The organism is Dyella sp. KRB-257, assembly GCF_049445995.1.
Lineage (GTDB): Bacteria > Pseudomonadota > Gammaproteobacteria > Xanthomonadales > Rhodanobacteraceae > Dyella_A.
In genome coordinates, this window is the sequence record NZ_JBMSDZ010000004.1 from 76,738 (window position 1) to 97,735 (window position 20,998).

Annotated in this window: 19 protein-coding genes; 16 read left to right on the plus strand and 3 right to left on the minus strand. The window is 69.3% G+C overall.

Features of this window, described 5'->3' with window-relative positions:
* From ACO2Q2_RS04245 to ACO2Q2_RS04315, 15 genes are all read left to right on the plus strand, one after another.
* Window positions 1–402: a FliO/MopB family protein gene (locus ACO2Q2_RS04245; RefSeq protein WP_423254533.1), complete on the plus strand. Its 402-nt coding sequence runs from the start codon at window positions 1–3 to the stop codon at window positions 400–402.
* A complete protein-coding gene (gene fliP / locus ACO2Q2_RS04250) occupies window positions 399–1,226 on the plus strand; it encodes a flagellar type III secretion system pore protein FliP (protein ID WP_423254534.1) in 828 nt (275 codons plus the stop codon). The genes ACO2Q2_RS04245 and fliP overlap by 4 nt, the downstream gene beginning before the upstream one ends.
* A 121-nt stretch (window positions 1,227–1,347) precedes the next feature.
* Entirely contained in the window at window positions 1,348–1,617 is a 270-nt protein-coding gene (gene fliQ / locus ACO2Q2_RS04255) for a flagellar biosynthesis protein FliQ (protein WP_423254535.1), read from the plus strand.
* Window positions 1,614–2,396, plus strand: a complete 783-nt coding sequence (gene fliR, locus ACO2Q2_RS04260) for a flagellar biosynthetic protein FliR (RefSeq protein ID WP_423254536.1) — start codon at window positions 1,614–1,616, stop codon at window positions 2,394–2,396. The genes fliQ and fliR overlap by 4 nt, the downstream gene beginning before the upstream one ends.
* The gene (flhB, locus tag ACO2Q2_RS04265) at window positions 2,393–3,535 is read left to right on the plus strand and encodes a flagellar biosynthesis protein FlhB (protein WP_423254537.1); all 1,143 of its coding nucleotides are present in this window, start codon (window positions 2,393–2,395) and stop codon (window positions 3,533–3,535) included. The genes fliR and flhB overlap by 4 nt, the downstream gene beginning before the upstream one ends.
* Before the next feature lie 145 nt (window positions 3,536–3,680).
* On the plus strand, window positions 3,681–5,771 hold the full coding sequence (gene flhA, locus ACO2Q2_RS04270) for a flagellar biosynthesis protein FlhA (protein ID WP_423254538.1): 2,091 nt from the start codon (window positions 3,681–3,683) through the stop codon (window positions 5,769–5,771).
* A 150-nt stretch (window positions 5,772–5,921) separates the two neighbouring features.
* On the plus strand, window positions 5,922–7,457 hold the full coding sequence (gene flhF, locus ACO2Q2_RS04275) for a flagellar biosynthesis protein FlhF (RefSeq protein ID WP_423254539.1): 1,536 nt from the start codon (window positions 5,922–5,924) through the stop codon (window positions 7,455–7,457).
* A gap of 107 nt (window positions 7,458–7,564) precedes the next feature.
* Window positions 7,565–8,443: a MinD/ParA family protein gene (locus ACO2Q2_RS04280; RefSeq protein WP_423254681.1), complete on the plus strand. Its 879-nt coding sequence runs from the start codon at window positions 7,565–7,567 to the stop codon at window positions 8,441–8,443.
* 1 nt (window position 8,444) lies between these two features.
* The gene (locus ACO2Q2_RS04285; protein ID WP_423254540.1) at window positions 8,445–9,179 is read left to right on the plus strand and encodes an RNA polymerase sigma factor FliA; all 735 of its coding nucleotides are present in this window, start codon (window positions 8,445–8,447) and stop codon (window positions 9,177–9,179) included.
* 68 nt (window positions 9,180–9,247) lie between these two features.
* Window positions 9,248–9,655 (plus strand): chemotaxis response regulator CheY, encoded by a 408-nt coding sequence (locus tag ACO2Q2_RS04290; RefSeq protein WP_423254541.1) that lies wholly within the window; start codon window positions 9,248–9,250, stop codon window positions 9,653–9,655.
* Window positions 9,652–10,293 (plus strand): protein phosphatase CheZ, encoded by a 642-nt coding sequence (locus ACO2Q2_RS04295; protein WP_423254542.1) that lies wholly within the window; start codon window positions 9,652–9,654, stop codon window positions 10,291–10,293. The genes ACO2Q2_RS04290 and ACO2Q2_RS04295 overlap by 4 nt, the downstream gene beginning before the upstream one ends.
* 95 nt (window positions 10,294–10,388) lie before the next feature.
* Window positions 10,389–12,338, plus strand: a complete 1,950-nt coding sequence (locus ACO2Q2_RS04300; protein ID WP_423254543.1) for a chemotaxis protein CheA — start codon at window positions 10,389–10,391, stop codon at window positions 12,336–12,338.
* Window positions 12,338–13,078 carry a flagellar motor protein gene (locus ACO2Q2_RS04305; protein WP_423254544.1) on the plus strand — a complete coding sequence of 247 codons (741 nt, stop codon included), beginning with the start codon at window positions 12,338–12,340 and terminating at the stop codon, window positions 13,076–13,078. The genes ACO2Q2_RS04300 and ACO2Q2_RS04305 overlap by 1 nt, the downstream gene beginning before the upstream one ends.
* The gene (motD, locus tag ACO2Q2_RS04310; protein ID WP_423254545.1) at window positions 13,075–14,067 is read left to right on the plus strand and encodes a flagellar motor protein MotD; all 993 of its coding nucleotides are present in this window, start codon (window positions 13,075–13,077) and stop codon (window positions 14,065–14,067) included. The genes ACO2Q2_RS04305 and motD overlap by 4 nt, the downstream gene beginning before the upstream one ends.
* Window positions 14,064–14,555 (plus strand): chemotaxis protein CheW, encoded by a 492-nt coding sequence (locus tag ACO2Q2_RS04315; protein WP_423254546.1) that lies wholly within the window; start codon window positions 14,064–14,066, stop codon window positions 14,553–14,555. Before motD ends, ACO2Q2_RS04315 begins: the two co-directional genes overlap by 4 nt.
* A gap of 17 nt (window positions 14,556–14,572) precedes the next feature.
* Here the strand turns inward: ACO2Q2_RS04315 and ACO2Q2_RS04320 are convergent, their stop codons facing one another.
* The 3 genes from ACO2Q2_RS04320 to ACO2Q2_RS04330 form a co-directional block, all read right to left on the minus strand.
* Window positions 14,573–16,258, minus strand: coding sequence for an alpha-amylase family glycosyl hydrolase (locus ACO2Q2_RS04320; protein WP_423254547.1), 1,686 nt, complete (start codon window positions 16,256–16,258; stop codon window positions 14,573–14,575).
* Window positions 16,259–16,358: 100 nt separating this feature from the next.
* Complete coding sequence (locus ACO2Q2_RS04325) at window positions 16,359–17,819, minus strand: MFS transporter (RefSeq protein WP_423254548.1); 1,461 nt, start codon at window positions 17,817–17,819, stop codon at window positions 16,359–16,361.
* 234 nt (window positions 17,820–18,053) lie between these two features.
* Window positions 18,054–20,252 carry a Six-hairpin glycosidase-like protein gene (locus ACO2Q2_RS04330; protein ID WP_423254549.1) on the minus strand — a complete coding sequence of 733 codons (2,199 nt, stop codon included), beginning with the start codon at window positions 20,250–20,252 and terminating at the stop codon, window positions 18,054–18,056.
* A gap of 456 nt (window positions 20,253–20,708) precedes the next feature.
* On the opposite strand from ACO2Q2_RS04330, the gene ACO2Q2_RS04335 reads away from it, so the two are divergent.
* On the plus strand, window positions 20,709–20,975 hold the full coding sequence (locus tag ACO2Q2_RS04335) for a LuxR C-terminal-related transcriptional regulator (RefSeq protein WP_423254550.1): 267 nt from the start codon (window positions 20,709–20,711) through the stop codon (window positions 20,973–20,975).
* Window positions 20,976–20,998 lie beyond the last annotated feature (23 nt).

The window sequence follows — 20,998 nt, forward strand, 5'->3', positions numbered from 1 at the left end:
GTGTCGACCGTGCTCGCCTTGCTCGCGCCCGCCGCCCAGGCCGCCGCGACCGCTGCGCCCGAGATCGACGCCGCTGCCGAACTGCTGCGCGTGGTGCTGAGCCTGGCCGGCATCATCGCGCTGATCTTCGCCGCCGGCTGGCTCAGCCGCCGGCTGGCCGGCCGCACCGCGCCGGGTGGGCGCCGCATCCGCTGCGTGGAGACGCTGGCGGTGGGCGCGCGCGATCGCGTGCTGCTGCTGGAAGCCAACGGCAAGCGCCTGCTGGTGGGCGCCGGCCCCGGCGGCCTGCGCACGCTGCACGTCTACGATGGCGACATCGCATCCTCCGACGACAGCGCGCCGCCGGCTGCCCCCGCGCCCGGCTTCGCCGAGCTGCTGGCCCGCTGGAAGCGCACGCCATGAGCCGCCTGTCCCGTTTCGCCGCCCGCCTCGCGCTGGCGCTGGCGTGCGCGCTGCTGCCGCTGATCGCCGCCGCGGTGCCGCAGTCCGCCACTGTGCCGGCCGCCGCGCCGGCGATCGGCATGCCCGCCTCGCTGCCCAGCTCCGGTGCGGGCATTCCCGTGCTCACGGTGAAGAGCGCGCCGGGCGGCGGCCAGAGCTGGACGCTGTCGCTGCAGGTGCTGGCACTGATGACCGTGCTCACGCTGCTGCCGGCGGCGCTGCTGCTGATGACCTCGTTCACCCGCATCATCATCGTGCTCGGTTTCCTGCGCCAGGCGTTGGGCACGCAGTCCACGCCGCCGAACCAGGTGCTGCTGGGGCTGGCACTGTTCCTCACCCTGTTCGTGATGTCGCCGGTGCTCAATCACGCGTATGCCGACGGCGTGAAGCCGTACATGGACGGCAAACTGACTGCCGAGCAGGCGCTGCCTGCGGCCACCGCCCCGTTCAAGCGTTTCATGCTCGACCAGACCCGCGATGCGGACCTGCAGATGTTCACCCAGCTCGCCAAGGAGCCGCCCTACGCCAGCAAGGCCGACGTGCCGCTGCGCGTGGCGATGCCGGCGTTCGTCACCTCGGAGCTCAAGACCGCGTTCCAGATGGGTTTCCTGCTGTTCATCCCGTTCCTGATCATCGATCTGGTGGTGGCCAGCGTGCTGATGTCGATGGGCATGATGATGGTCTCGCCGATGATCATCTCGCTGCCGTTCAAGATCATGCTGTTCGTGCTGGTCGACGGCTGGACGCTGCTGATCGGCACGCTGGCGGGGAGCTTCTACACATGACCCCCGCACGCCATCGATGCCCTGTAGGAGCCCACCCTGTGGGCGACAGTGGGTGCGTAGCCAAGGCGGTCGCCCACAGGGTGGGCTCCTACGGGGGCATCGCGACCGTGGATGCACTGCCATGACTCCCGAATCCGTCATCGAATTCGGCCAGCACGCGCTGTACATCGCCATGCTGGTCGCCGCGCCGCTGCTGCTCACCGCGCTGGCGGTGGGCCTGCTGATCGGCGTGATCCAGGCGGCCACGCAGATCAACGAGATGACGCTCAGCTTCATCCCCAAGCTGATCGCCATGGCCGCGGTGGCGCTGGTCACCGGGCCGTGGATGCTGCGCACGCTGGTGCGCTTCACGCACGACCTGATCATCGGCCTGCCGGGGGCGATCAAATGATCGAGGTGGACCTGGCCCAGTTGCAGGCCTGGGTCGGTTCGCTGCTGTGGGCGATGGGGCGCGTGGGCGGGCTGGTGATGGTGGCGCCGGTGTTCGGCAACACCACCATCCCGGCACGCATCCGGGTGGCGATCGTCATGCTGCTCACGGTCGTGCTGGCGCCGCTGTCGCCGACCACGGTCGATCCGGTGAGCGCGCAGGGCGTGGCCACCATGGTCGGCCAGGTGCTGATCGGCGCGGCGATCGGCTTCGTGCTCAGGCTGGTGTTCGAGGCGGTGGCGTTCGGTGGCCAGTTGGTGTCGCAGAGCATGAGCCTGGGCTTTTCCGAGGTGGTAAATCCCGAGGGCGGCGGCAGCACGCCGGTGCTCAGCCAGCTGTACCTGGTGCTGGTCACGCTGATTTTCCTGGCGATGAACGGCCACCTGCAGCTGGTGGCCTTGCTGGCCGAGAGCTTCCGCACGCTGCCGCCGGGCGGCGGCGTGATCGGTGCCAACGGCATGCACGCGATCGTGCTGTTCGGCGCGCAGCTGTTTTCCGGCGCCGTGCGCGTGGCGCTGCCGGCGGTGACCTCGCTGCTGGTGGTAAACATCGGCTTTGCCGCGATCAGCCGCGCGGCGCCGTCGATGAACCTGTTCGCGGTGGGCTTTCCGATCACCGTGTCGTTGGGCATCGTGGTGCTGTGGCTGTCGCTGCGCAGCCTGCCCGGTGCGTTCCAATCGCTCACCGACAGCGCCTGGTCGCTGATGCATGAGCTCGCCGGCACGCGAGGCGCGCCATGAGCGAGGAGAGCAGCGCCGAGGACCGCACCGAACAACCTTCCGAAAAACGCCTCAGGGAAGCGCGCGAGAAAGGCGACGTTCCGCGATCGCGCGACCTCTCCGGCGCACTGGTGGTGCTGGCCGGCGTCGCGGCGCTGATGTCCAGCGCGTCGGCGGCAATGGCGCACGTGCGCACCATCTACGGGCTGGGCCTGGGCTACAGCCGCGAGGCGCTGTTTTCCGAGGCATTGCCCGGCCGCGCCCTGCACATGGCGATGAGCGAGGCGATGGCGCTGTTCGCGCCGGTGGCGATCGCCACCGTGCTGGCCACATTGGCGGCGCCGATCCTGCTGGGTGGGCTCAACTTCAGTGCGCAGGCGCTGCAGCCGAAGTTCGAGCGGCTCGACCCGATCGCCGGCTTCGGCAAGATCTTCGCCATGCGCGGCCTGGTGGAGCTGGGCAAGGCACTGCTCAAGCTGGTGCTGATCGGTTTTGCGCTGGTGCTGCTTTTACGTCACTGGCAAGGCGAATTATTGACGACCGGTCGTGGATCCGTCGCGTTCGGCATCGCCGATTCGATCAGCCTGCTCGGCCGCGCCGCGCTCACCTTCGGCTGCATGCTGGGACTGATCGGCGGCGTGGACGCGCTGTACCAGAAGTTCGATCACAACAAGAAACAGCGCATGACCAAACAGGAGCACAAGGACGAGGCCAAGGAAACCGAAGGCAACCCCGAGCTCAAGGGCCGCATCCGCCAGGTGCAGCACCAGCTGGCGCGCCGCCGCATGATGCAGGACCTGCCCAGCGCCGACGTGGTGGTGACCAATCCCACCCACTTCGCGGTGGCGCTGAAGTACGACGAAAACCGCTTCGGCGCGCCGCGCGTGATCGCCAAGGGCGTGGACGTGATGGCCCAGCAGATCCGCACCGTGGCGGCCGGCCATCGCATCCCCCTGGTCGAGTCGCCGCCGTTGGCACGCGCCTTGTATGCAACGACCGAGCTGGGTCGGGAAATCCCCGCGTCGCTGTATGTCGCGGTGGCGCAGATCCTGGCCTACGTGTTCCAGCTCAAGCAGGCCGGTGCCCGCGGCGACACGCCGCCGCCGTCCCCGCCGCAGCCGGACATCGATCCGGACCTGATGGGTCCGTACAAGTTGTAGCGGTGGTCGGAGCCATTTGTGCTCGTCATCCCGGCGAAAGCCGGGATCCAGCGTCTTGAAGTCGGCCAGGACAGGCACTGGATCCCGGCTTTCGCCGGGATGACGAACAAGGGGCCGGCCATTCTTCCACCCCAGGGAACACGCCATGGCCGCCGTCGGTGCACTGGAAAACCTCAAGCAGATCGGCCGCCGTGGCATAGGTGCGCCGGTGATCCTGCTGGCCGCGCTGGCGATGCTGATGCTGCCGCTGCCGCCGTTCCTGCTGGACATGCTGTTCAGCTTCAACATCGCGCTGTCGCTGGTGATCCTGCTGGCGGTGATCTACGTGATGCGGCCGCTGGAGTTCGCGGCCTTTCCCACCGTGGTGCTGATGGCCACGCTGCTGCGCCTCGCGCTCAACATCGCTTCCACCCGCGTGGTGCTGCTGCACGGCCATGACGGTCCCGGCGCGGCCGGCAAGGTGATCGAGGCGTTCGGCGAGTTCGTCATCGGCGGCAACTTCGCGGTGGGCCTGGTGGTGTTCGCGATCCTCACCATCATCAATTTCGTGGTGGTCACCAAGGGCGCCACCCGCGTGTCGGAAGTCACCGCGCGCTTCACCCTGGACGCGATGCCCGGCAAGCAGATGGCGATCGATGCCGACCTCAACGCCGGCCTGCTCACGCAAGAGCAGGCGCGCGAGCGCCGCCAGGAAGTGCGCGAGGAGGCGGACTTCTACGGCTCGATGGACGGTGCCTCCAAGTTCGTCCGCGGCGACGCCACCGCCGGTATCCTGATCCTCATCATCAACATCGTCGGCGGCTTCTTCGTCGGCGTGCTGCAGCACGGCCTGTCCGCCTCGGAGGCGGCCCGCACCTACACCCTGCTCACCATCGGCGACGGCCTGGTGGCGCAGGTGCCCTCGCTGATGCTCTCCATCGCCGCGGCGGTGATCGTCACCCGCGTGTCCAAGGCGCAGGACATGGGCAAGCAGCTGGTGGCGCAGATCTTCGGCCAGCCGCGCGCGCTCGCCGTGGCCGGCGCGGTGCTGGGCGTGATGGGGATGATCCCGGGCATGCCGAACATCGCCTTCCTGCTGCTCGGTTCCACCTGCGGCGCCGCCGCCTGGCTGATGATCAGGCGCGAGCGCGACACCGCCGCGCGCGTGGCGCAGCAGGCCGCCGAAGTGCCGCCGCCGGCGGCGCCGGCCGAGCGGCTGGAGCTGGGCTGGGAGGACGTCGCCAGCGTCGATCCGCTGGGGCTGGAAGTGGGCTACCGGCTGATCCCGCTGGTGGACACCCACCAGGGCGGCGAGCTGATGGGGCGGATCAAGTCGGTGCGCCGCAAGCTGTCGCAGGAGCTGGGCTTCCTGGTGCCGGCGGTGCACATCCGCGACAACCTCGATCTCGGCCCCAACACCTATCGCATCACCCTGATGGGCGTGCCGATGGGCGAGGCCGAGGTGCACACCGAGCGCCTGCTGGCGATCAATCCCGGCCACGTGCACGGCCCGGTGCCGGGCATCCCCACGCGCGATCCGGCGTTCGGGCTGGAGGCGGTGTGGATCGAGCAGGGCCAGCGCGACAATGCGCAGTCGCTCGGCTACACGGTGGTCGATCCGGCCACGGTGATCGCCACCCACTTGTCGCACATCCTGGGCAGCCACGCGCACGAGCTGCTCAGCCACCAGGACGTGCAGCAGCTGCTGGACCGCCTCGCGCAGAGCGCGCCCAAGCTGGTCGAGGACCTGGTGCCCAAGCGCCTGGCGCTGGGCACGGTGGTCAAGGTGCTGCAGAACCTGCTGGCCGAGCGGGTGCCGATCCGCAACATGCGCTCCATCGTCGAATCGTTGGCGGAGCACGCCAGCCAGAGTCAGGATCCCGGCGTGCTCACCGCCGCCGTGCGCGTCACGCTGGGCCGGCAGATCGTGCAGGAGATCATCGGGCTGGGCACCGAGGTGCCCGTCATCACGCTGGCGCCGGAGCTGGAGCAGATCCTGATGAGCTCGCTTACCGGCAACGGCGGTACCGGCGCGGCAGTGGAGCCGGGCCTGGCCGACCGCCTGCAGCAGGGCGTGGCCGAAGCCGCGCGCAAGCAGGAAATGAGCGGCGAACCGGCGGTATTGCTGGTCGCGCCGCAGCTGCGCACCTGGCTCGCGCGCTTCACCCGCCACGTGGCACAGAACCTGCACGTACTCGCTTACAACGAGGTGCCCGACAACCGCCGGGTGCGGCTGGTGCAGGCGCTGGGACGGTAAGAGCTGGGAGTCGGCATTTGGGATTCGGGATTCGGAAAAGCCGCAGTAGTCAGATGGTCGGCTTCTCCGCTTCTCCGCTTCTCCGCTTTGACGAATCCCGAATCCCGAATCCCGAATCCCGAATCCCGAATCCCGCGAGCGAAGCGACCCATGAAAATCAAACGATTCGTAGCATCGGACATGCGCCAGGCCATGAAGCTGGTGCGCGAGGAGCAGGGCCCGGATGCGGTGATTCTGTCCACCCGCCGCCTGCCCGAGGGCATCGAGATCATCGCCGCGCTCGACTACGACGAGGCGCTGGTGCGCGAGGCCGCCCGTCATGGCGTGCCGGCCGGTGACGAGTCGCCGGCGCCGGCCGTCAAGGCGTCGACGCCGCCTTTTGAGGAGACGCCATCGCCGCGCCTGTGGCGTCGCCAGACCGCCAACGCTGCAGTCGCGCCCTCCGTGTCGGAAGCGCCGGCGGCCGCCGCACGGATCGAGTCCGCCGCGCCGCCGGCCGTCGCCCGCTCCGCGCCGACGCGTGCTTCGGCCGCCCCGACCGCACCGATGGTTCGCGCCGAGGCGCCGGTTGCCTCGCGCGCCACGCCGTCGGCTGCTGCGGCGCGCCCCGCGCCGGCCGCCCCGAACACGCCCCACACCACGAGCACCGCCGCGATCGCGCCGGCCCCCGTCGCCCGTCTCGCCGCCGCCGCCGCCGAGGAACCGGTGCCGATGCACCCGGCGGTGGAGCGCGCCATGCAGGACACCGCCCGTATGCGCGCCGAACTCGGCAGCCTGCGCGAGATGCTGGAGATGCAGCTGTCCAGCCTGGCCTGGAACGACATGGAGCGCCGCCATCCGCTGCGCGCCCGCGTGCTGCGCGAATTCACCCGGCTGGGCATCGACGCCGACGTCGCCCGCAAGTTGGCCGACGACCTGCCCGAGCAGATCAGTGCCGAGCAGGCGCGCTACCTGCCGCTGGGCCTGCTCAGCCGCAATGTGGCCATCAGCGGCCGCGGCGACAGCGACGGCGGCATGATCGCCCTGGTCGGCCCCACCGGCGTGGGCAAGACCACCACGATCGCCAAACTCGCTGCCAGGGCCGTGGTGCGCCACGGCGCCGCCAACGTGGCGCTGGTGTCCACCGACCACTACCGCATCGGCGCCGCCGCGCAGCTGGAGCACTACGGCCGCCTGCTCGGCGTGCGCGTGTACCCCGCCGACGACGCGGCGAGCCTGCGCCAGATGCTGGAGATGCTCAAGGGCAGGCACACCGTGCTGATCGACACCGCCGGCGTGTCCGGCACCGATCCGCGGCTGGAACAGCAGATGGATGTGCTCAACGAGGTCGCCCACAGTGACGGCATCGCGCTGCGCATCAGCCTGGTGCTGGCCGCCAACGCGCAGGCGCAGTCGCTGGAAGAGGCGGTGCGCGCCTACATGCCGCTGACGCCGGCCAGCGTGCTGTTCACCAAGCTCGACGAGGCGCCCAGCCTGGGCGGTGCGCTGTCGGTGCTGATCCGCCACAAGCTGCCGCTGGACTACACCACCGACGGCCAGCGCGTGCCCGAAGACCTCGCCGTGGCCGATGCCCGTGTGCTGGTGCTGCGCGCCGCCCACGTACTCAAGACCTCCGCCGCCACGGCCACCGCGCTGGACGACAGCGCGCTGGCCGAGCGCTTCGGCTTCGCGGTGGCCAGCGCATGAGCGCCGCCGCGTCGGCCGCATTGTTTTCCATAGACGCGCTGGAAGAGCGCGCCTTCATCAAGAATCAGGCCTGGGGACTCAAGCAGATGGTTTCGTCGCTCACCGACATGGTCGCGCCCGCCGCGCCCCGCGCGCCGACGCAGGCGGCCAACCTCGATCGGCGCAGCCCGCGCCAGCGCTGCCGCACCATCGCGGTTTGCGGCGGCAAGGGCGGCGTGGGCAAGACCACGGTGGCAGTGAACCTGGGCATGACGCTGGCGATGATGGGCCACGAGACGATGCTGCTGGATGCCGACATGGGCCTGGCCAACGTCGACGTGCTGCTCGGCCTGGCGCCCTCGCGCCATCTCGGCCACATGCTCGACGGCCAGTGCGGTCTGGCCGACCTGATCCTGCAGGCGCCGCACGGGCTGAAGGTGATTCCCGCCGGCTCAGGCGCGCGCCGGCTGGCGCAGCTGGGTTCGGGCGAGCAGGCGGCGGTGATCCGTGCCTTCGACGAGCTGCCGCAGGTGCCGGACTTCCTGCTGGTGGACACCGCTGCCGGCATCTCCGATTCGGTGGCGATGTTCGCCGCCGCGGCCGACGACGTGGTGCTGGTGGTGTGCGACGAGCCCGCCTCCATCACCGACGCCTACGCCATGGCCAAGGTGCTCAGTCGGGATTTCGGCGTGAAGCGCCTGCACATGGTGGCGAACATGGTGCGCAACCTCGGCGAGGCCAAGGCGCTGCACCAGAAGCTGGCGCGGGTCACCGACCGCTTCCTCGACGTGATGCTCGATTTCATGGGCTGGGTGCCGCAGGACGAGCGTCTGCGCCAGGCCATCCGCCGCCAGAACGCGGTGGTGGACGTGGCGCCGGGCAGCCGTTCGGCACAGGCATTCAAGCAATTGGCTGGTGCGGCCGTTACATGGGCAGAACCCGATCGCCCGGGTCTCGACCGCATCGCATTTTTCAGTGGTCAGGCTGCACCGGCGACGGGGTGGTGAGATGAGCGTGGCAACCGAATACCTGCAACTGCAACGGCAAAGCGCCGACGAACTGGTGAAGACGCACGCGCCGCTGGTGCGGCGCATCGCCTATCACCTGATGGGGCGCTTGCCGCCCAGCGTCGACGTGGGCGATCTGATCCAGTCGGGGATGATCGGCCTGCTGGAGGCGGCGCGTAACTACGCCACCGATCGTTCGGCCAGCTTCGAGACGTATGCGGGTATCCGCATCCGCGGCGCCATGCTCGACGAGCTGCGCAAGACCGATTGGACGCCGCGCTCGGTGCATCGCAAGGCGCGCGAAGTGGCCGAGGTGGTGCGCCAGATCGAGGTGGAAACCGGTGCGGACGCCGACGACGCGGAGGTGATGAAACGGCTGGGGCTGACTGCCGACGAATACCACCAGGTGCTGGCCGACGCGGCCAGTTCCCGACTGCTGAGCCTCACGGCGCCGGACGACGGCGACGGCAGCCCGGCGATGGACGTGGCCGATGCCGGCACCCTCACTCCCGCCGAGGACATCGAGCAGGCCGGCATGCGCCAGGCGCTGATCGATGCGATCACCACGCTGCCCGAGCGCGAGCAGCTGGTGATGTCGCTGTACTACGAGCAGGAACTGAACCTCAAGGAGATCGGCGCGGTGCTCGGCGTCACCGAGTCGCGGGTCTGCCAGATCCACGGCCAGGCGATCATCCGGCTGCGCGCGCGCATGAGCGACTGGCGCGACGACGACTGAGCAACGCGGACAACACAACTTACCTACGGGCTGGCGCACGGCAACCCATCGTGCAAGTGGAGACGGGCTTGAACAAGAACATGAAGATCCTGGTGGTGGACGATTTTTCCACCATGCGACGCATCGTGCGCAACCTGCTCGTGGAGCTGGGTTTCTCCGGCCCGCTGATCCAGGAGGCCGACGACGGCGAGAGCGCGCTGGTGATGCTGAAGAGCCAGCCCTTCGACATGGTCGTGACCGACTGGAACATGCCCAACATGACCGGCATCGACCTGCTGCGCGCGATCCGCGCCGAGGCCTCGCTGAAGGGCCTGCCGGTGCTGATGGTCACCGCCGAAAACAACCGTGACCAGATCATCGCCGCCGCCCAGGCCGGCGTGAACGGCTACATCGTCAAGCCGTTCACCGCCGCCACGCTGCAGGAAAAACTCACCAAGATCTTCGAGCGGCTCGCCGCGGCAGGAGCTTCCGCATGAGCGCCCAGCTCACCCTCGGCGCCGATGCGCTGCCCAACGAGCTGCACGAGCTGCTCAACAGCCCCGATGGCCCGGCCTTCGAGCAGGCGCTCGATTCCATCGTGCGCCAGCGCGAGCAGAAGCTGTTCCGCGCGCTCGGCCTGCTGGCCCGTGACCTGCACGATGCCGTGCGCCGCCTCGGCGGCGAACTGGTGCAGGAGGGCTATCCCGACAGCGTCACCGATGCGCGCAAGCACCTGCAGGACGTGCTGGAGATGAGCTCGCAGGCCGCACACCGCACGCTGGACTTTGCCGAGCGCACCCGTCCGGAGGCCGAGGCGCTGGCGTGCAACGCGGCATCCATCCTTGCCGCCGCGCCCGCCGGCAGCGACGCCGTGGCCGCCCTGGCGCAGCAGGCCAGCACCTTCGCGCAGAGCTGCAACGCCGGCCTCAACGACATGGTGATGGCGCAGTCCTGGCAGGATCTTTCCGGTCAGCGCATCAAGAAGGTGGTCGCCTTCATCGGTTCGGTGGAGTCGTCCATGCTCGAACTGGTGCGCCTCACCGGCGCGCTGTCCGGTCGCGAACCGGCCGAGGCGGTGGAGAAGATCAGCAGCCAGGACGAGGCCGACCGCCTGCTGAGCGAGTTCGGATTCTGAGCCCGCGCATGACGGTGATCGCGCCGCCGCGTTGCCCCTCCCGCGCCTGCCGCCGTGATGCGGCGGGCGCCGTGCCGCCTGCAGGAAGCCGCTAGATGGATCCCTCGCTCGACGCCGAACTGCGTGACGATTTCCTGGTCGAGGCCGGCGAGCTGGTCGAGCGCCTGGGCGAGCAGCTGGTAGGCCTGGAGGCCGCGCCGCAGGACACCGAGCTGCTCAACGCGGTGTTCCGCGCCTTCCACACGGTAAAGGGCGGCGCCGGCTTTCTCAACGTGGAGCCGATGGTGCAGCTGTGCCATCACGCCGAGGACCTGCTCAACGAGGCGCGCAACGGCAGCCTGCTGATCGACGCGGCGCGGATGGACGCGCTGCTCGAGGCGCTCGACCTGCTGCAGTCGATGATGGCCGCGCTGGTCGCCAACGACGCCCTGGCGATGCCGCCGCCGGCGCTGCTGGTGCGCCTCATGCCGCCGAAAAAGGGTGCGCCGCCCGCACCGGCCCCGGTCGCGGCACTGCCGCCGGCAGCGGCCGGCGGCGCCATCGACGACAGCGAGTTCGAGGCCTTGCTCGATTCGCTCTACGGCACTGCAGCCCCCGGCACGGTGGAGCCGGTGCCTGTGGCCACGCCCGCTGCATCCAGCACCATCGACGACGACGAATTCGAGGCGCTGCTCGACCAGTTGCACGGCAGCGGCACGCCCGCGCCGGTGGCTGCGGCGGCTGCGCCCGCCGGCGGCGGCATCGACGACGACGAGTTCGAGGCGCTGCTGGACAACCTGCACGGCAAGGGCGGCATGCCCGGCCACGTCGCGGCGCCAGCGCCTGCGCCCGCCGCCGTGCCCGCTCCGGCCCGCGCTGCCGCGGCACCCACCGAGACCAGCGTGCGCGTGGACACCGCGCGGCTCGATACGCTGGTCAACCAGGCCGGCGAACTGCTGCTGCTGCGCAACCGCCTGCTCACGCTGGTCGCGCGCCACGGCGACAGCAGCCTGTCGTCCACCGTGGACGAGCTCGACCGCGTCGCCGATGGCCTGCAGAACGCCGTGCTCGGCATGCGCATGCAGCCAGTCGGGCGATTGTTCCAGCGCTTTCCGCGCATCGTGCGCGACCTCGCGCGCCAGCTCGGCAAGGACGTGGACCTGGTCACCGAAGGTGAGGGCACCGATCTCGACCGCAGCCTGGTCGAGGCGCTGGCCGATCCGATGGTGCACCTGATCCGCAACGCGCTCGACCATGGCCTGGAAGGGCCGGAGGACCGCGAGCGCGCCGGCAAGTCGCGCCGTGGCACCGTGACGCTCACGGCGAGCCAGCGCGGCGAGCGCATCGTCATCACGGTGAGCGACGACGGCCGCGGCATGAACCCCGAGGTGCTCAGGCGCAAGGCGGTGGAGAAGGGTGTGATCGACGAGGCGCAGGCCGCGCGCCTCAGCGAGAACGAGTGCTACGAGCTGATCTTCCGCGCCGGCTTCAGCACCGCCGCCACCGTGTCGGACATCTCCGGCCGCGGTGTCGGCATGGACGTGGTGAAAACCCGCATCACCGAGCTGGGCGGCACGCTGCGCGTGCACTCGCGACTCGGCCACGGCAGCACGCTGGAACTCACCGTGCCGCTTACGCTGGCGATCCTGCGCGTGCTGATGGTGCGCGTGGGCGACCGCCTGCTGGCGCTGCCGTTGAGCAACGTCGACGAAGTGTTCGAGCTGCACCCGGGGCAGGACAGCCTGCTCGACGGCCGCATGGTCGCCGCCCATCGCGGCCGCGCGCTGGTGCTGGGTGATCTGGCCGGCTGGGCCGGCGTGGCCGACGGCGCCGCGCGTCACGTGGTGGTGCTGCACATCGGCCACCTGCGCCTGGGCTGCCTGGTGCACGAGGTGATCGGGCGCGAGGACGTGATGGTCAAGCCGCTCGGCCACCTGTTCGCCGGCACCACCGGCGTGGCCGGCGCCACCGTCACCGGCGACGGCCGCCTCGCGCTGGTGCTGGATCTGGCCGGCCTGGCCGACGACAGTGGCGAGCTGCTGCCCGCGTTGCGGATGACTGCCTGATGGATCTGGTCAGCCTCATCGGCACGCTGCTGGCCTTCGCGGTCATCGCGATCGGCACCGTGCTCAAGGGCTCCAGCCTGGAGTCGCTGTGGAATCCGGCGGCGTTCCTCATAGTGTTCGTGGGCACCTTAGCCGCGCTGATGGTGCAGACGCCCGGCAAGGTGCTCAAGCGCGCCGGACAGCTGCTGCCGCTGGTCTACAGGCCGCCGCTGCATGACCCGCAGAACCTGATCAGGCAGATCATCGGCTGGAGCGAGGTCTCGCGCCGACAGGGCCTGCTGGGCCTGGAGCCGCAGCTGGACGAACTGCGCGACGGCTTCTCGCGCAAGGGCCTGCAACTGCTGATCGACGGCGGCGAGCCGGAGGCCATCCGCAGCGTGCTGGAGGTGGAGCTGGGCACGCGCGAGCAGGCCGACATCGACGCGGCCAGGGTGTTCGAGAACGCCGGCACCTACTCGCCCACCATGGGCATCATCGGCGCCGTGATGGGCCTGATGGCGGTGATGCAGAACCTGGCCGACCCGAGCAAGCTCGGTCACGGCATCGCCGCGGCGTTCGTCGCCACCATCTACGGCATCGGCCTGGCCAACCTGCTGATGCTGCCGATCGCCGCGCGGCTGAAAGGGCTGATCCACAAGCAGACCGAGATGCGCGAGATCCTCATCGAGGGCCTCGTGTCGATCGCCCAGGGCGACAACCCGCGGCAGATCGAGAGCAAGCTGCAGGGCTTCCTGCCATGAGGCGCAAGCGCCACGAGGAGCACGTGAACCACGAACGCTGGGCGATCCCCTACGGCGACCTGATCACCCTGCTGCTGGCCTTCTTCGTGGTGATGTACGCGATGTCCGCGGTGAACGAGGGCAAGTACCGCGTGCTGTCGCGGTCGATGACGGAGGCGTTTCACGGCACCCGCCGCGTGATCGCGCCGGCCAGCGCCGCGCCGGCGATCAACCCGCAGGCCAGCGGCCACGGCTCGGCGCTCACCCCGATCAGCCTGCCCGGCTCGGCCGCGCAGCCGGCGCCCACGAAGGAGCAGCAGAACCTTGCCGCCATCCAGCGCAGTGTCGAGCAGGCGCTGCAGCCGCTGATCGACAGGAAGCTGGTGATGATCCGCCGCACGCCGAGCTGGCTGGAGATCGAGATCCGCACCGACATCCTGTTTCCCAGCGGCGTCGCCCGCATCGCGCCGCAGGCGCAGAGCGTGCTCGACAGCCTGGCCGGCATCCTGGCGCCGTTCCCCAACCCGCTCAGGATCGAGGGCTACACCGACAACAAGCCGATCAATACGGCCGTCTATCCATCCAACTGGGAGCTGTCCGCCGCGCGCGCCGCCAGCGTGGCGCGGCTGTTTTCCGACCACGGCGTCGCGCCGGGCCGGCTTGGCATCATGGGCTGGGGCGAAGTGCGGCCCATCGCCGACAACGCCACCGAGGCGGGCCGCAACCGCAACCGCCGCGTGATGGTGGTGGTGCTGAGCGATCGCGACGGCCCCAGCCGCTTCACCATGGACGCCGGCAAGCCGGCCGCGGCCGACGTCAACCCGCCGGCCGCGGCACTCCCGACCGCCGCGCAGGACGCTGCAACCATGGGCACGGTGGGAACGCTTGCCGTCGCCGCGCCGGCACTGCCGGCACTGCCGGCGCTGGCCGATGCCCGCGCTTCGGCCGCGCCGTCGGGCAGGGCGGCGGCGTCCGATCGATCTTCCGCCGCCACCGAGTCCTCCCCATGAGCGCAGCCAGCCCGTCCCGCAGCCGTTCGCACGCGCCGGTGGTCGAGGCCACCGCGCAGTCCTGGCTCGCCTTCCGGCTCGCCGGCCAGCACTACGCCGCGCCGCTGGCCCAGGTGGGCGAAGTGCTGCGCGACAGCGAGATCACCGCCGTGCCCGGCGCCGCGCCGGACCTGCTCGGCATCCGCCACCTGCGCGGGCGGATCGTGCCGGTGATGGACGGCCGCCGTCGCCTCGGCCTGCCCGCGCAGCCCGCCGCCGAGCCGGCCGGTGTGCGCGTGGTGATCCTGCACGCCGACGGCCAGCTCATCGGCCTGCGCGTGGATGCCATCGGCGATCTCATTCATCCCGACGCACAGGCCATCGAGCCGCCACCCGCCGGTCGCGCCGCACGCGCCGACGAGCCGGTCAGCGGCATCGTGCCGGTGGCCGGCGGCTTTGTCGCCCTGCTGGATATCGCGCGGCTGTGCCGGTTGCCCGAAGCCGGCTGATCCGCGCGCTGGTCCGCTTACTGCGCCGGATGCCCGCGCTCCTCCATCAGCCGGGTCAGCTCGGCGACCAGGTCCGGCCGCGTCGCCGGGGCATCGAGCAGGTAGACCTGCACGTCGTGCGCGGCCACGGTGGTCTTGAGCGTGCCGCCGTCCGCGACGGCGATCGCGTCGCCGCCGAACGCCGGTTTCCACGCGCCGGCCTGCAGCCTGTCGCTCACCTCGAACGCGGCCGGCCGGTCGCCCTTGTTGAGCAGCACCAGGGCGATCTGGTGCGTGTCGCCCTGCTGGTAGACGCGGTAGAACGCGGCCTGCTGACCGGCGAAGCGGATGGGAAGCATCAGGCCGCGCTGCAGCGCGGGCGTGCTTTCGCGCAGCGTGGCGATGCGCTTGAGGTGTTGGTAGATCGGGCTCTTCGGTGCCGCGTCGATGCGCGCCTGGCCGAAGTAGTTGCGGTTGCCCTCGTGCTCGGCCTTGCCGCGCTCGAAGCCGGTTTCCGAGCCGTAGTAGATGGCCGGGATGCCTCGGGCGGTGAACAGGAAGTTGTTGGCGTCGATGAAGCCGTTGTCGCTGGCGTTGAGTCGCGCCATGTCGTGGTTGTCGTAGAAGGTCACCAGCTCGTACGGGTTCTGGTACGGGCCGTTGGTGAGGTAGAGGCGGTCGAGGATCTGCGCGTAGTTGCTGTCCGGATGCTCGAACACGTCACCCATGCGGCCGCGCAGCGGGAAGTCGAGCACGCTGATGCCGCCGCTCGAAGGCCAGGTGAACTTGCCGATGTTGTCCGGGCTGTAGTCGAACGCTTCGCCATACATGAAGAAGCCCGGGTGCTTGGCGCGAATGCGGTCGCTGAACTGCTTCCAGAATGCGGTCGACATGTGGCTGATGGTGTCGATGCGGAACGCGTCGCTGCCCTCGTCGATCCACTGCTCGTAGGCGCCAACCATGTAATCGAGCACGGCAGGGTTCTGGTCGTCGTTGTTGGACAGCTGCACCAGGTCGTCGTACGCGTGATAGAAGCGGTGCAGCGGGTTGCGCACCGGATCGAGCTGGTAGGGCGGCAGGTTCTGCTCGTCGGCAATGAGCTTGCCGTTCTTATCGAAGATCTGCCCGAACTGCGGTTGCTTCACCGGCATGGTGAAGGCGGGCGAGCCGTGGTTGACCACGATGTCCTGCACCACTTTGAGGCCGGCCTTGTGCATGCCGGCGGTGAATTGGCGATAGTCCAGATGCTTGCTCGGCAGGTGCTCGTCGAGCTTGTAGAAGTTCACGCCCCAGTAGCCGTGGTAGCCGGTCTTGCCGCGGTCGGTGAACTTCGAGCCCCAGCTCACCGAGTCGCCGCCGGTGAAGGCCTCGTCCGGGTTGTCGACGATGGGCGTGATCCACACCGCTCCGAAGCCCATGCCCTTGATGTAGCCGGCGTTCTCCAGCACGCCCTGGAAGTCGCCGCCGAGGTAGCCGATGTTGGCGCTCTCGCCCTTGGGCGCGCCGGGTACCGGGATGTCCCAGGTGGGATGCGCGCCGCCCTGGTCGCGGTGGTCGTTGGACGGGTCACCGTTGACGAAGCGGTCGGTGAGCACGAAGTAGATCGCGTTGGACGCCATCGGGGCGTCGGTGCCGACGAACACCGGCGCCTGCGGCGTGGCGGCGTGCGCGAGGCCGCAGGCGAGCGTGGCGATGAGGGCGGGGAGCAGGCGTTTGGTCGTCATGAGTGCGATTCCGTAATGATGCCGTTGTAGGAGCGCACCCTGTGCGCGATCGCCTCTGAACACAGACCAGAGCAGGAGCGATCGCGCACAGGGTGCGCTCCTACGGGCGCGGCACGCGCAACGTGCACAGGCCGGCCACCAGCAGGCTGGCGCCGCCCAGACCCAGCGCCCAGATCGGCTGGTTGTGGAAGAACAGTTTCAACAGCACGCCGAGCACGCTGGCGGCCATCAGCTGCGGGATCACGATGAAGAAATTGAAGATGCCTATGTAGATGCCCATCTTCGCGGCGGGCAGGTTGTCCGAGAGCATCGCGTAGGGCAGCGACAGGATCGACGCCCACGCAAAGCCCACGCCCACCATCGAGGCGATCAGCCAGTGCGGGTCGCGGATCACCAGGAACGACAGCAGGCCGATGCCGCCCAGCCACAGGTTCACCAGGTGGCTCATGCGCAGTCCGCAGGCGCGCACCAGCAGCGGAATCAGGACGGCCGCGAGCACGCCCACGCCGTTGTAGGTGCCCATCAGCACGCCGGCCCAGTTGGCGCCCTCGTTGTAGGCGGCCGAGGTGGTGTCGCTGCTGCCGTAGAAGTGTTCGGCCACCGTGGGCGTGGTGTAGATCCACATCGCGAACATGGCGAACCACGAGAAGAACTGCACCCAGTTGAGCCGGCGCATCGGCCGCGGCATGCCGTACAGGTCGCCCATGATCTGGCGCAGCGCGCCGTCGCTGCGGGTGCGGCTGAGCCACACGAACAGCGTGCCGAAGCCGACCAGTCCACCGGCCAGCAGGTAGAGCTCCTTCTCCAGCGCGAACTGGCCGATCACGCCGAGCATGATCGCGCCCAGCACGAGGAACAGCGCGCCGATCTTCCACGCGCCGGCCACGCTGCCGGGCGCCGCCTCGATGCGGTTGTCGGAGAACGACTCCAACTGCTCGGGCGGGTATTCGCGGGTGCGAAGGATGGTCCACAGCACCGCGCCCAGCAGCACCGCCGCACCGGCATAGAACGAGTACATCACCGAGTGCGGCACCTCGCCGGCGGGCGCGGTGTTGGCCACGCCAAAGTAGGTGAGCACGGAGGGCAGGATCGAGGCGACCACCGCGCCCACGCCGATGAAGATGCTCTGCATCGCGTAGCCCAAGGGTCGCTGCCTGGGCGGCAGCTGGTCGCCCACGAAGGCGCGGAACGGCTCCATCGACACGTTGAACGACGCATCCATGATCCACAGCAGGCCCGCCGCCACCCACAGCACGGGCGAGTTGGGCATGGCCAGCAGCGCGAGGGTGGCCAGCACCGCGCCGGCGAAGAAGTACGGCCGGCGACGTCCGAAGCGGTTCCACGTGCGGTCGGAGAAGTAGCCGATGATCGGCTGCACGATCAGCCCGGTGAACGGCGCGGCGATCCACAGCACCGCGATCTGGTCCACGTTGGCGCCCAGCGTCTGGAAGATGCGGCTGACGTTGGCGTTCTGCAGTGCGAAGCCGAACTGGATGCCCAGGAAACCGAAACACATGTTCCAGATCTGCCAGAACGAGAGCTGGGGTTTGGGTTGGCTCATGGGGTGCTCAGGCTCCGTGGGGTTTGTTGGGTGTTGCGGCGACTTTCAACAGTGGTGGTCAAGCGGGGTTTCAATGACGGGAAAGCAAGGGCAGAGACACTGGATCCCGGTTTTCGCCGGGATGACGGGTATGGAGGGATACGCGGGGGGAGGGTGCTGTCACTTCGTTGTTGCATCGCCACTGGACTGCTTGCGAAAGGAACAGCCGGTAGCGGGTGATTTCTGCATCGACGGTCAGTTCCCCGGAGCCCCCAGCGGCGCAATCACCAACCCGTGCACCTCGGCCTTGTTCAGCGGACCCTCCGCGCCGCCGACGCCGCCGGTGTAGTGGGCGAAGTGGGAGAGGTAGCTCATGTTGAAGCCGTCCTGCAGGGCGAAGGTGCAGCGGCTGCCGGCCCGGGCGGTGAACTCGCCCCAGGTGGAGCGTTGCTCGCGCACGCTGTGCGGCATCACGATCGGCACGCGCTGTTCGGCGCCGCCGTCGCAGCGGATGGCGAGCATCTTCACCGCGGCGGTGATGCCGGTGTTGATCGGGCCGTGGTCGTTCACGTAGTCGAGCGACACGCGATAGCGGCCACCGGTCGGCGCTGTCCACGTGCGCGGCCACGCACCGTCGAGCGGGGCGTATTCGCCGCCGCACACCGCCGGGCTGTGCAGCGATTCGAGGCCGTCGGCGGCGACGCGCGTGGCGCTGACGCAGGTCAGCGTGCCGGTGTTCGGCAGCGTGCCGCTGCCGTCGATCGCCTGCGCGCGCCGGCCATTGACGTAGAGCTGCACTTTGCCGGCGGCCTGCACTTTCCAGCTGTGGCCGGCTGCGGTGAGCGTGGGTGCCGGCGGCGCCTCGGGCGCGTACAGCGGGGCGTCGGTGCGCATCGGTGCGTCGTTCACCGTGATCGCCTTGAGGTGCACGGTGGTGATGCGACCGTTGGTCGACGTGCGATCGGCGACCAGCAGGTTGCCCTGATACGGCGCGGGCAGCTGCAGAGTGATGGTGCGGTCGGGCAGGGTGAGCGAGATGCTGCGCTGGTTGCCGAACAGCATGGGCACCAGCGAGGTGGGCAGCTTCGGCTGCACGTGGCCGTCCTCGTCGAGGCCGAACACGCCCTCGGTGACCACGGCGAAGTACGCCGCCACCGACCACAGCTGGCGCGGCGAGTTGACCACCGGTCCACTGAGCTTGCCCTCGTCCAGGTGCTGGCCCTGGGTGAGCAGCTCGTAGTTCTCCATGTTGGAGCCGTACAGCGCCGCGCCGCGCATCACCGATTCGATCTCGTGGGCGATGCGCGCGGGCTGGTTCACCTGGCGCGCGGCGCGCAGCGCGTAGGCGCTGACGAATGGCCAGATCGCGCGGTTGTGGTAGATCGGCTGGTCGCGGCGCTCGGGCCACATCACCGGGCTGCCGGCCGGCCAGGTGGGGTAGTTCGCCAGCGTTTGCGAGGCGCGCTCGCCCTCGGCCACGCCGCTGGTGATCGCCAGCGCGATGCCGAGCAGGTCGTAGGTGTCGTTGGGCGTGCCGTCGCCGCCGAGGAAGCTCATGTACATGCCGCGGTCGGCACGCCAGAAGTGCGCGTTGATCGCGGCCTTGAGCGCCTTCGCCTGGTCGGCGTAACCGGCGGCCGCCTTGGCGTCGCCGTGCCGGCGCGCCATCGCGGCGGCCATCTGCAGCGCCTGGTAGTGCAGCACGTTGGTGGACAGCGCGTAGGACTGGCCGATGAAGGTGACCTCGTCGAAGGTCCAGGCCGGATAGCTCTGCTCGCGCCAGTCCATGAAGGAGGTCTCGCCGCGGTACAGGCCGAACCTCGCGTCGAAGGCGTACTGGCGATCCTGCGCCAGCGTGTCGCCGAGTGCCCGGTACACGTCGGCGGCGAAAGCCTGGTCGCCCAGCAGGTGCCGCGCGCCGAGGAACCACACCACGCGGTCGGTGCTGATCGGCCAGCTGCCGCCGGAGCCGGTGTCCTGCATCACATACAAACCCTGCGGCGCGGAGGGCACGCGCACGTCGGAGAGCTTGAACTTCAGGCCGTTGCGCGCGCGCTCGGCGTCGAAGCGCCACAGGCCCAGGTCGATCGAGTAGGACAGGTCGCGCGTCCACACGTACGGCCACTTCAGGCCCGTCTCGAAGCAGTGGCAGGGGATCGGCTGGCCGTGGTCGAAGGCGCCGTCGCGGATCGCGGTGACCGAATCCTGCTTCAGGTCGTCCTGCGCCATCGCGAACAGGCCGTCGAACAGCGTGCTGGCGGTGTCGACCGCGAGGGGCTGTTTGCCGATCACGCGCTGGCCGTAGGGCCAGGCCAGCGTGTACGCGCCCTGCGCGTCGGCGTTGATGCTCACGTGCACGCCGTGCCAGTCCAGTCCGTCGTGCCAGGGTGGCAGCGCGGCCGGCGGCGTGGTCATCGAGGCGGCCATCGAGGCAGCCAGCAGCGCGCTCAACATGCGCTTGTCCCGCGCATGGCGTGGGGAAGGGTCAGGGTCATGCTGGGTCTCTCCTCGGACGATGCCGGCGTTCGTTATGTCACGCCGCGGCACCCCACGCATGCTGCGCTCGCAACATGCCTCCGCGCCGTCACCGGCCAAGCCCCCTGATGCTAGCAGCCTGTCGGGCTTTGGTCGGCCGGGCTGCGAATCCGTCTGTGCGGTCCCTATTTCCGCCGCTTCTTGGCCCATAGCACCACTATGGGCCGGCGAATTGTCGAAAATCTGTCCTCGCACAGCCGAATTCTCGCCTCGACCACCAAAGCCCGACAGGCTGCTAGGCAGCATCGCAGTGCAGCAACCAGCGGCTGCATACGTATTCATGCCCCATGGGCGGGGGCAATGCTCCGGACTTGAGCGGTTGCCACCTTTCGTCATTCCGGCGAAAGCCGGAATCCAGTACCGGAGCGGCACGAGATGCAGCTGCTGTGGCTGGCCCACACCGCGCAGGGACTGGTCGCCATGCTGCCGGGCATGAGCGCCCCGGCGCCGGACATGCTCTCGCTGCGCGAGCGCGAGGTGCTGCGCTGGAGCGCGGCCGGCAAGACCGCCGACGAGATCGGCATGATCCTGGCCATCACCCCGCGCACCGTGGCCTTCCATATCAACCGCTGCATCGCCAAGCTCGACGCCGCCAACAAGGCCGAGGCGGTGGCCAAGGCGCGGGTGCTGGGCCTGTTGTGAGCGAGTGGCCAGGACGGTCCTTC